Raw genomic sequence first — 10469 nt, forward strand, 5'->3', positions numbered from 1 at the left:
GTTACCCCTTCAGCACCCGCACCGGCTCAACGGCCAGCGCCCTTTTCAAAGGCGCCGCACTCCCGGCCAGGGCCACCACGAGGGCGGCGCCGATGGCGGTCGGGAAGAGCCACAGCGGTGAGGTGACGGTGGAATCGAAGACGGTGCGGCTGATCACGACGGCGAGCCGGTCCCCCGCGAGATAGCCGAGAAGACCACCCAAAAGGGAGATGAGCAGCGTCTCGCCCAGGAAGATGGTCGCGATCTGGAGCCGGTCGGCACCCATGGTCTTCATGAGGGCGATCTCCGGGCTTCTCTTGGCCATGGAGGCCATCAGGCTCGACGAGACGGCGCAGGCGGCGGAGAAGAGCGCGAGCGCGGTCAAAAGGAGCATGAGGCTTTCCAGCTTCTTGAGGAGGGCTCCCTCCGCGCTGGCGATCTGCCAGATCGGCTTGGCGCGGCTCCCCCCCATGGCTTCCTCCACCCCTTTGGCCACCGAGGTGACGTAGGCGGTGCAGTACCACTTCTCGTACTCCTCGCGAGTCATCCGGGCGGGGTCCTTGCGGCCGAAGTCGTCCATGGGAACGGTAAGCGCACTCACCAGCACGCGCGAGAGCTGCCCCGGCTTGTTGAGCAGGGTCTGCACCTCGGCCAGCGGTGCGAAAAGCTGTTCCTCCTCGAAGCCCCCCGTGGAGGCGACCCCGACGATCCGGAAGGTGCGGCTTTTACCGGCGGCCGCCGCCGTGATGTCGCAACCGGCGGCGACCTTGAGCCGCTTGGCCAGCGCCGCTCCGATCACCGCCTCGTCCGGGGTCTCCGGCCAGCGCCCGTCCAGTTCCCACCAGGGTGCGGTTACCTTGACTCCCTGGATCGAGTCAGGCTCTCCCGGCACCTGCAGCGGTCTGCCAAACCAGGTGCCGGCCACGACGCCACGCTGGCGTCCCGCAGCCGAGGCAAAGTCGACCTGCCCGAAGAGGTACGGGGCGAAGCCGACGATGTTATGTTTCCAGAAGATGGTCTTGATCTTGGGGAGGTCGTCTGATTTGAGCGCCCCGGCCTCACCCGCCGCAGGCTCCAGCACGATGTTGGCGCCGTAGCTTCTGAGTTCCAGCGCCATCTTGTGCGACAGCTCACCGGAGATGCCCAGGAAGGCAGTGGCGACCGCCGAGCCCATGATGATGGACAAAAGCACCAGCAGCACGGGCTTGGGGCGCTTCAGGAAGGAGTTTTTCAGGATGCGGATCAGCATCCGCACCCGTCCCGGTTAAGGGTTGCGCGCAGTTCCGCGGGGAGACTTTCGGTGAGGCGTGCCACCTTGGCCTTCAGCTTCCTCCAGGCCAGGACACCCCACACCACCAGGACCACCATGAGCACGTGCTTCACCATCAAGGCAGGCACCTGCTGCTTGTCGGCGAAGTGGTTCCACTCGAAGCTCACGTAGAAGATGGTGCGCGGCACGCCACCCAGGATGATCCACCAGAAGGCGAAGCGGAAGAACTTCACCATGAGCCGGTGTGTCTTCAGGAAGAAGAGCGCCGCCTCGGGTGTCGCGAGCGATGCCTCGACCCGGTGCGCCGCGTACAGGCAGAAGGCGGAGGCCGCCAGCATGGCCGTGGCGACATCGTGGAAGTAGTTGTTCATCATCACCGCGACCCCGAGCCAGGGGGACTGCTGCAGCAGCGAGGTCAGGTACTGGTTCATTGCGTCCATTAAAGCACTCCCTTTGCCTTCAACTCTTCCCGTTCACGGGCGAACTGCTTGAACGCCCTCCCCTGCGGGTACTGGATCATCCAGGAGGTGATGTGCGACATGGGGAAGCCGCGCCAGCCGACCTGCGGGATGCGCGACAGGATGCGCGGGATGGTGAACAACTCGGCGCGCAGCTTGACGATGGCGTCCTCGCGGAACTCCACGCTCATGGCCGGGTCGTCGTGGGAAAAGACCGCGTGGTTGCCGTCGAAGGAATCCCAGTCGTGCCCCGGGATCAGGTACGGCTCGTAGATCTTGTAGAGCTCGGTCCCCGGGAAGGGGGTGGTCATCACCGGGTGCGCCGACACCTTCAGCTCGTCGCACAGCTTCAGAATCCCCTCGTAGTCCTCGGGGCGGTCCTGGCGTCCGCCGATCATCATGAAGAGCATGACCTCGATGCCGGCGTCGCGGATCTTCTTGATGGCGTCGCGGCGCTGGCGCCCCTGCTTGTTGGTCGCCTTGTACTCTTCGAGGCTGCCGATGTTGTTCGATTCCCACCCGACCAGAACCGCTGTGAGGCCGGCGCTTCTGGCGTTTTTCAGCAGTTCCGCAGAGCGGGGGTGATCCACCGAGACCAAGTCGCCGGAGCCGAACCAGGACTTGCCGGTCAGGTTCTTGCCCATCTCGCCGTAGAGCTCGATGGTGTAGTTCATGTTGACGCCCCAGACGTTGTCGTCGATGCCCCAGAAAAGGCGACGCTTGCTGGCGGCGATCTCGGCGACCACCTCGTCGATGGGGCGCACGCGCACCTTGCCGCCGAAGAACTCGTGCACCGAGCAGAAAGTGCAGCGGTGCGGGCAGCCGCGCGAGGTCTGGAAGTAGCCGTAGACGTAGTTGGTGTTCCAGAGGTTGGTGACCGGGTGCGGCAACCCCTTCAGTTCGGGAAAGCCCCCCTGGTACACCGGCTTCATACTGCGCTTTTCGGCGTCCTCCAGGAGCCCCTTCCAGATCTGCTCCGCCTCGCCCAGCACGATGGCGTCGGCATGGCGCGCCGCCTCGTCGGGGAGCGCGGTGACGTGGATGCCGCCAAGGAGGACCTGCTTTCCCTGTGCCCGCAGCCGGTCCGAAACCCGGTACACCCAGGGAGCCTGCGGCGTCAGCACGGTAAAGCCGATCAGGTCCGCGTCGAGCTGGTCCGGATCGAAGACCTCCTTGTTGGCGTCGATGAGTTGCACCTCGACGTCCGGGCGAACCTGGAGGGTGAGCCCGGCCAGGTACTCCAGCACGGGAGGCGCGATAGGAAGGCCCTTCGATTTTTGCCCCTTTTCACCGAACGGCGGGGAGATAAGAACGAGTTTCATGAGTGGTGCGTCCTATGGCTAATGATGCAGGTGGCTAGGCCGGCTTCGGGCGAGATGGCGTCGCAGCCGGAATATCTCAAATACTGTGAGATATTGCAATGGTTCCTTAAGCCTCAGGTGAGACTAATGAGGCGATGATGCTTTGGTTTGAACTCCTCCCCCCGGAGGGGGGAGGTTGGGAGGGGGGCTACCGGCATGCCCCCTTCCCCCTCCCTGTCCCTCCCCCTCCGGGAGAGGGGACCTAGACAGCGGCGTTACCTGATTACTTGCACGCAACGTACTCCGTAAAGGCGGTGCGTAGCGCGGCCTGAGTTACGGGATGTCTCCTGCAGTCCAGCCTATGCAGCATGCTCACGGGCCTTTGCTCCTGCCAATGCACTGCGCGAGGTTCCTGCGGTACAGGTCGTTCTCCGGATCGAGACGCAGGGCTTCGACCAGGTGCTGTCGCGCCTCATCCATCCGCCCCTGCCTCTGGTAGAGCATGGCGATGTTGTTGTGAGCATCCCCCGAGCGCGGGTTGAGCGTAAGGACGGTAGCAAAGGCTTGCAGCGCCTCGCCGAACCTGTTCTGCCCGAGGTAGAGCATGCCGAGGTTGTAATAGGTCTCCGTGAACCGGGGATCGAGGTTCAGGACAGCCTTGTACTCTCTCTCGGCCTCGCTGAATCGCCCCGTCTTGTCGTAGACCACACCCAGGTTGGTGCGGGCCTCGATGTTGTTCGGCCTGATACGCAGGGCCTCCGAGTACTCCCTAACCGCCTCGTCGTAGCGCCCCTGCGACTCGTACACCACGCCCAGGCTCGTGTGCCCCCCCGCGTCGCCGGGCGCATCGTGGACCCATCTCGCCTTGAAGACGGCATCGTTGTCCCAGGCGTGGTTGCGCTGGACGCTCGCAAAGGCGAGGACCGCCACCAGGAGCCCTCCGGCCAGCAGTACCCCCCGCTGCCAGGATGCCGCCCCGTTCCGTTGCGCCATCCGCTTCCAGGCCATCAGCAGACCGGTACCCGCCAATAAGGCAAGCCCCAGGGAGGGGATGTAGAGATACCGCTCCGCCATGAGAGCCGGCACCAGCACGCCCGGTATCCCCGATACCGGCGCCAGGGTGATGAGTATCCAGCACATGCAGAAGAAGATCCTGCGGTCGACCCTCCAGGCGAGGATCGTGGCAACGACCACGAGCAGGAGCGCGGCAAGCGGCACCAGCACGTCAACGGCGAAGAAGCTCTGCTGCATCGGCAGGTCGTAGAACACCTTGAGGTCGGCCGGGACTACCAGGAGTCGCAGGTAGCGCACCAGCAGGCCGAAGGAGGTGTAGACCCGCTCAACCAGGGGGGGACCGCCCCAGGTCGCCGCCTCCAGGATCATCGTCCTAAGCAGCAAATACGGAATGGCGGCCAAGCCGAACAACAGCGGCAGGCGAAGCCTGTTGCGCCAGGTTCCCGAGCCGAAAGAGAGCTCGTGCAGCAGGATGAGCGCTGGAAGCGTTATCGACATCTCCTTGGCGAGGAGCGAGAGGAAAAAGGTGCACAGGGAGAGGACGAGATCCGCCACCCGGCTCCCATCCTTGAAGCGAAGGTAGCAAAGGAAGGAGAGCAGCATGAAGATGGCGCAGAGCGGCTCGTTGCGCGCCGCTATCCACGCCACCGCCTCGCTGTGGACGGGGTGCACTGCAAAAACCAGCGCCGCGAAGAAGGCGGCACCGTTGGAGCGCAGAAACTTCGCCGCGGCGAGGAAGCAGCAAAGCGACGCGGCAACGTGCAGCAGGGCGTTGGTCAGGTGATAGCCGAAGGGGTTTTCGCCCGAGATGGCGTAATCCAGTGCAAGCGATGCCTTGAAGAGGGGGCGGTAGTAGGGTGCCGAGGTGACGTCGGTGAGGCTGCCGTACCAGACATCGGTGCTGAACATGAGCGGCACGTTCAGCAGGCTGCGCACCAGAGAATCTTCCTTGATGAGGCGGACGTCGTCCCAGACAAGGCCCATGGAGAGGGTGTTGCCGTAGACGGCGAAGGCAACCAGGCACACGAGCGTCAGCAGTCCCCATACCGGGATCGCGGGGACACCGGGGGCGACGGTGCCGCATCCTTGCAGGTGGTCGTGTCGAGATGTCATAGCATCACTTTGCCTTGGCTGTCTCCAACGCCCGGAATTCGAGGAACGCCTTTCTCAGCGCCGCCTGCACGATCCCCGAGGCGATGTGCGCGTTGGGGAAGCCCTTCAGGGGGAGCGCCTTTAGCCTCCTCAGGATGCGGGGCCAGGTGAAGGAGTAGACCCAGAGCCGCTTCAGGGCCTCCTCGTGGGCGCGGTTGTCGCCGCCGTGCTGGGTCAGGATGGAATGCATGCCGTCATAGTAATCCCACTCCTCGAAGTGCAGGGTATCCTCGCGCAACTCCTGGTACATCGCCGTACCGGGATAGGGCACCACCATCACCGGGTGCGGCGTGACGGCAAGGCGGTCGCACATCTCCAGCACCCGCTGGTACTCGTCCAGCGACTCGTTTTTTGAACCGAGCATGATAAAGAGCACCACGTCGATGCCGTTGGCGCGGATCTTCTTCAGGGCCTCCTCGCGCTCTTCGAGCATCTTGGGGGTCGCTCCGTACTCTCTGAGGGTGGCGTCGGAGAAGCTTTCCCAGCCGATCCAAACCTGCATCAGCCCCGAGCGTCGTGCCCATCTGAGCATCTCCTCGCCCGACTGGTGCTGCACGGAGGCGATGCTGGTCTCGCCGACCCAGTGGATTCCCGGCAGCGACGTTGCCATTTCCCGGAACAGCTCGGTGTAACGCGGCACGCTGGGCCCCCAGCTGTCCGCGTCGGTGCAAAACCACATCTTGTGCTTGCAGCTGCCCAGATCGGCGATCACCTCGGGGATGGGGCGGTAGCGCATGTGGCCGCCGTGCAGTTCCGGTGTCGCGCAGAATTTGCAGTCGTAGGGGCAGCCCCGAGAGGTAAAGAAGGAACGGAACACATAGCCGGGAGCCAGGTCGCGCCGCGGGAAGGGGGCACCGTCCACCGGGAGAAGTTGACCGTGGTAGAACGGCTGCAGCTCGTCGCGCTGCACGTCCTCGAGCACGGTCGCCAGCACGCTCTCGGCCTCCCCCACCACCACGCTGTCGGCGTGCTGTTTGGCCTCGTCCGGGAGCACCGACGGGTGCGGCCCGCCGAGCATCACCTTGACGCCGCGGGCGCGGAGACGGTCGGCGGTGCGGTAGGCCCAGGAGGACTGGTGGGTGAGGATGCTGATGCCGACGACGTCCGCGCGCAGGTCATCGACCTCGAAGCGTTCGACATTGGCGTTGATGAGACGGATCTCGGCGTCGGGGCGGATGCTGGAAGTCAGACCGGCGAGATATTCGAGGACCGGCGGCATGAGCGGCATGCTCCTGACCTGCGTGCCCGCGTGTCCCAAGGGTGGAAAGATGTAGATGATTTTCATGCGTTCCTTTTCCTGCACTTACCTTCCCCTGACGGGCTATTCACAGGAACACCTCGGTCGCCAGGGCGACATTCCCTCCCCCGGAGGGGGAGGGTTAGGGAGGGGGAAAGCTGTTACAGCCCCTCCGGGGAGAGGAGCACTACGCCGCACGTGGAGGGGAATCGAACGCGGTTTCTCAACCGTGCTTTGTGAGCGCCGCCACCGTCCGGTCAAACTCGTCTTTGGCCAGTGCCTGGTAGAAGTCTCCCCGTGCGGATAGTTCGAGCACCTCGCCGTTTGCCGTTTGGCGCACCACCCCGGTGATCTCCCGGCGGTAGTACACCAGGCGCCAGATGAGGGCGATAAGCGCCAGCACGAAACCGGCGTAAATAAACTCGCGCCCATACTCCTTGGTCACCAAAAGCCGCACCCAGAAGTTCTGCTCTTTGAAGCCAAGGCGTAGGCCGTTGTCCAGGAGCACCGCCTCGCCGGGATGCACCGTACCAGATGCCACCGCCTTGCCGTCCCGGGTGACCTCGAGATGAAAAGCAGGGTTCTTGAATTCCTCGCTCCTGGTGGCGTCCTTGCCATCGGTGACCACGTGGTCGGGGTAGTACCAGGCTGCGACGTCATACCCCTGCATCCGGAAGTGGTCCCGCTTTCCCTTCAGCACGTCCAGCTTCACGTAGGCGCCGTCGATCTCTTTTCCCGAGGCGTCCTGGACCACGAACAGCGGCGAGATGCCCAAGTCGTTGAAGAGCACGGAGGCGTAGCCGGTCTTGTACGGCTCGTTGATGTCGACCTGGTGCGTCGCGCCGGCCTCGTCCTTGAGGACGATCTTGATGCCGGTCGCCACCCCCTGTGAAACCTCTGGGCGCACCGACTCCAGCAGGAACTTGACCTCGGGCGGTCCGCCTCCGGAGCGGGGGAGCTTCGGGGACGCGTTGTAGCGCGCAAGCTCACCCAAAAACGGCTCGTGCTCGGCGATGTCGACGAAACCGGTAAAACGACTGTAGAAGAGAATCAGCGCGCCGACGAGCAGCAGGAAGAAGCTCAGGTGGAAAACGAGTGTCGCCAGAGGGGAGAGGCGGTTCTTGACGGCAAAAAATCGCTCCCCCCCGCCATAGACCTCGTATCCCTGGGCGGCAAGCATGGCGGGGATGCCTTCGGCGTCCCCCTCTGCAAGCTCCACGGTGTAGTTGAAGGGACCGTTGCCGTGTCGCGCGAGCACCTTCTCCGGGTGGACGTTCACCTTGGCGAGCACCAGCGGGATGCGCTGCTTCATAACCAGCAACAGGTTAACGAAGAACAAGCCCCAGATGACGAAGGTGACCGGAGCGGTGAAGATGGCGGTCAACTGAAGCGTCTCGTCGATGCGCGCCAGCACGGGCGCTGCCGCCTGCCACTTCAGGTAGGCCGCCTTCCCCACCACCGAGCGCTGGGGGAGGAAGAAGCCGATGGAGAACACCGCGATGAGGGCGACGATGAGCCAGATCGTGCAGCGCAGCGACCCGAGGTATTTGAGCGTGGACTTGAGCATGGCCCCCTACGACATCTTGAAGACGTGCACCGAGCTTTTCATCAGGATCGAGACGCCGAAGAAATTGATGATGACCGTGAGGAGTGCCGCGATCATGAGCCAGGAGAAGCGGGTGCCGCGCCACCCCATGGTGACGCGCAAATGGATCGCAACGCCGTACATGAGCCAGGAGATGAGCGACCAGGTCTCGACCGGGTCCCAGCTCCAGTAGGCGCCCCAGAGGTCCTTGGCCCAGATGGAGCCGGCGGCGATCATGATGGCGTTGGTGATGAAGCCGAAGACCAGGTACTTGAACATCAGGTCGTCCAGCCGCTCGGGTGAGAGGTCCGCGAAGCGATCATCGGCGCTGGCAGTGCCGCGCGCGGCGGCGCGTTCTTTCAGGAGGTAAATCACGCCCGCCGCCATGGCGAGCACGTAGGCGCCGAAGGAGAGCCAGGCGAAGAAGACGTGGATGGCGAGCCAGAAGGATTTCAGGGTCGCGGCCATGGGGGCGAGGGTCGGGTTGCGCATCACGCCGTACCCCATGATGAGCATGGTGGTGGGCACGGTGGCGACCGCGAACACCCGCAGCGATTTCTGGCGCCAGGCGACGAAAAGGGTCGAGGCGATGATGAACCAGCCTCCCATAAGCCCGTTTTCGTAGTCCGTGCTCCAGGGGAAATGCCCCTGCGCGTAGTAGCGTGCCGCCACGGCGCCGGTGTGGACCAGCAGGCCGATGCCGATCAGCACGAGCAGTTTGGGCACCACCTTCTCGTTCCTGAACACGAGGGCGTAGATGTACCCGCCCGCGGACAGGGCGTAGATCACCAGGGAGAGCCAGAAACAAATCGCTTCGTAGTAGGCCAAGCCGTCACCTCACGTAAAAACCTGATTCACAGGGATAAAAGGGATAGAGGGGATGGAAACCAAAACGCTTGTTTTTTATCCCTTGTATCCCCTTTATCCCTGTTAAATAGCCTTTCGTCTCACCACAGCCAGTACCGCCACCACTGCGAACAGCACGGCCGCAGCCTGCATCGCCACCACCCCGCGCCGGGTGCGGATCTCCAGGAGGGCGAACTTGCGCTGGTCCTCGATGCTGACCTCCATCCCCTGCACCGCAACCTTTTGACCCAGGCGGACGCTCCCGTCGTAGAGGCCCAGCTTGCCGCGCCGCACCGCCAGGTGGAAGAGATCTTTGCCCTCGCCGTTAGACTTGTCACGGCTCAAAAGAAACTGGTACGGCAGCGTGTCGAACCCGAAGACCTGCTCCCCCTGGGCCAGGTCGACCTTCACGTAGGAGCGCTCCAGTTCACCTTTCTCTTTGCTGCTCACGACTATAAGCGGCGCCAGGGCCGAGCCCTTGAAGCGGACCTCGCTGGAGCCGAGAGCGCGCCAGTTGGTGTCTATCTCGGTCCCCACCCCCTTCTGCACGATCACCGCCCGCCCCTTCTTGCCGTCTGGCTCGACGCGGGTCAGCGTGAAGGAGACCTGGGGAAAGGGCGCCAGTCCCCCTTTGTGGCCGGAGCTGAAGGAGGTCGGGAACGGCTCGTAGCTCTCCCCCTCGGCCAGGCTCAGCGCACCCTCGAAGTGGAAAAGATAGGAGTAGGTTGCGGTCGTAAGCAGCAGGAACCCGGCCAGGCAGAGGCAAAGCTGCCCGCGGGAGCGCTGCAACAGCGCGGTCACCAGCGTGGCCAGTAGTCCCAGCGCAAGGAGCACTCCCCAGAACCGGACCACGGTCAAGTCGAGCAACGACCAGCCCGGTTTCACGGCACCGGCGGCAACAAGCACAAGGGACCACAACAACAGGGACAGGGCAAGACCGAGGGTCATCAAGGGGATGATCTTTTTGCTCTGCAGGCTAGGCACCTTTTTTCACCCCGCGATCTGACTCTCGAACCGGTTCGCATTGCTGCACCAGCCATCGACCACCCTGCTGCAGCAGTCTGTAGCGCATCAGTGAGCCGGTACCGTGCACCTGCCCTACTTCCTTATAGGTCTTGCCGTCCTTGTACTGGTAGTTCCACTCTTCCTTGACCAGTACCGTCGCGGAGAGCGGTCCGTCCTGCTTCACGCTGCGGAAATCCAACGAGGCGATGTCGTACACCAGCACCTGCCCGCCGACCCAGAGCGAACCGGAGTCGGTGACCAGGCTGTGGCGCATGCCGACGGTGGCAGGCACGGCACCAATGCCCCGCTTATCCCCCTGCGAGGCATAGATGTCCATGAAGCGGTTGTTGAACTCCGTCACCGCCGCCTTGATCCGATCGGTCTCGTCCAGTGCCGGGACCGCTTTTCCTGCGAGGTAACGGAAGTAAGCGCCGTCACCGGAGGCAAAAGCAATTAGGGGAAACAGGGCGAGCGGCAGCAGCAGAGCCAACAGGTATGTCTTGTCAGATCCTTTGAACAGGAGGTCCTCCGGGAAATTAGACTCTGGGCGGATCGATGGCCCCTAAAGATACCGTAGCAGAACCAAAAAGATCAAGTTTGTATTCCGAAACAGTGCAAAGAA

9 protein-coding genes are annotated in these 10469 nt (G+C 63.4%); all 9 read right to left on the reverse strand.

Going from position 1 to position 10469, the window contains the following annotated elements; translation table 11 throughout:
* Position 1: 1 nt before the first annotated feature.
* The 9 genes from KP004_RS16760 to KP004_RS16800 all read right to left on the reverse strand — a co-directional run bounded on the left by KP004_RS16760 (position 2) and on the right by KP004_RS16800 (position 10337).
* Positions 2 to 1228, reverse strand: coding sequence for an ABC transporter permease (locus tag KP004_RS16760; protein WP_216799571.1), 1227 nt, complete (start codon positions 1226 to 1228; stop codon positions 2 to 4).
* Positions 1222 to 1689: a hypothetical protein gene (locus tag KP004_RS16765; protein WP_216799572.1), complete on the reverse strand. Its 468-nt coding sequence runs from the start codon at positions 1687 to 1689 to the stop codon at positions 1222 to 1224. The genes KP004_RS16760 and KP004_RS16765 overlap by 7 nt, the downstream gene beginning before the upstream one ends.
* Positions 1689 to 3029 carry a B12-binding domain-containing radical SAM protein gene (locus KP004_RS16770; RefSeq protein WP_216799573.1) on the reverse strand — a complete coding sequence of 447 codons (1341 nt, stop codon included), beginning with the start codon at positions 3027 to 3029 and terminating at the stop codon, positions 1689 to 1691. Before KP004_RS16770 ends, KP004_RS16765 begins: the two co-directional genes overlap by 1 nt.
* A 351-nt stretch (positions 3030 to 3380) precedes the next feature.
* Positions 3381 to 5135, reverse strand: coding sequence for a tetratricopeptide repeat protein (locus KP004_RS16775; protein ID WP_216799574.1), 1755 nt, complete (start codon positions 5133 to 5135; stop codon positions 3381 to 3383).
* Positions 5136 to 5139: 4 nt separating this feature from the next.
* Positions 5140 to 6459 (reverse strand): B12-binding domain-containing radical SAM protein, encoded by a 1320-nt coding sequence (locus KP004_RS16780; RefSeq protein ID WP_216799575.1) that lies wholly within the window; start codon positions 6457 to 6459, stop codon positions 5140 to 5142.
* A gap of 175 nt (positions 6460 to 6634) precedes the next feature.
* Positions 6635 to 7978: a cytochrome c biogenesis ResB family protein gene (locus tag KP004_RS16785; RefSeq protein WP_216799576.1), complete on the reverse strand. Its 1344-nt coding sequence runs from the start codon at positions 7976 to 7978 to the stop codon at positions 6635 to 6637.
* Positions 7979 to 7984: 6 nt separating this feature from the next.
* Entirely contained in the window at positions 7985 to 8824 is an 840-nt protein-coding gene (ccsA, locus tag KP004_RS16790; RefSeq protein ID WP_216799577.1) for a cytochrome c biogenesis protein CcsA, read from the reverse strand.
* 102 nt (positions 8825 to 8926) lie between these two features.
* Positions 8927 to 9826 (reverse strand): hypothetical protein, encoded by a 900-nt coding sequence (locus KP004_RS16795; RefSeq protein WP_216799578.1) that lies wholly within the window; start codon positions 9824 to 9826, stop codon positions 8927 to 8929.
* Positions 9819 to 10337, reverse strand: a complete 519-nt coding sequence (locus KP004_RS16800) for a hypothetical protein (protein ID WP_239026841.1) — start codon at positions 10335 to 10337, stop codon at positions 9819 to 9821. The genes KP004_RS16795 and KP004_RS16800 overlap by 8 nt, the downstream gene beginning before the upstream one ends.
* Positions 10338 to 10469: the final 132 nt, after the last annotated feature.

Origin of the sequence: Geomonas oryzisoli (assembly GCF_018986915.1) — a bacterium.
Lineage (GTDB): Bacteria > Desulfobacterota > Desulfuromonadia > Geobacterales > Geobacteraceae > Geomonas > Geomonas oryzisoli.

Coding starts and splice junctions, on each gene's coding strand:
- KP004_RS16760 (WP_216799571.1), bottom strand. CDS start 1,228: ATGCTGATCCGCATCCTGAAAAACTCCTTCCTGAAGCGCCCCAAGCCC.
- KP004_RS16780 (WP_216799575.1), bottom strand. CDS start 6,459: ATGAAAATCATCTACATCTTTCCACCCTTGGGACACGCGGGCACGCAG.
- KP004_RS16775 (WP_216799574.1), bottom strand. CDS start 5,135: ATGACATCTCGACACGACCACCTGCAAGGATGCGGCACCGTCGCCCCC.
- KP004_RS16785 (WP_216799576.1), bottom strand. CDS start 7,978: ATGCTCAAGTCCACGCTCAAATACCTCGGGTCGCTGCGCTGCACGATC.
- KP004_RS16765 (WP_216799572.1), bottom strand. CDS start 1,689: ATGGACGCAATGAACCAGTACCTGACCTCGCTGCTGCAGCAGTCCCCC.
- KP004_RS16770 (WP_216799573.1), bottom strand. CDS start 3,029: ATGAAACTCGTTCTTATCTCCCCGCCGTTCGGTGAAAAGGGGCAAAAA.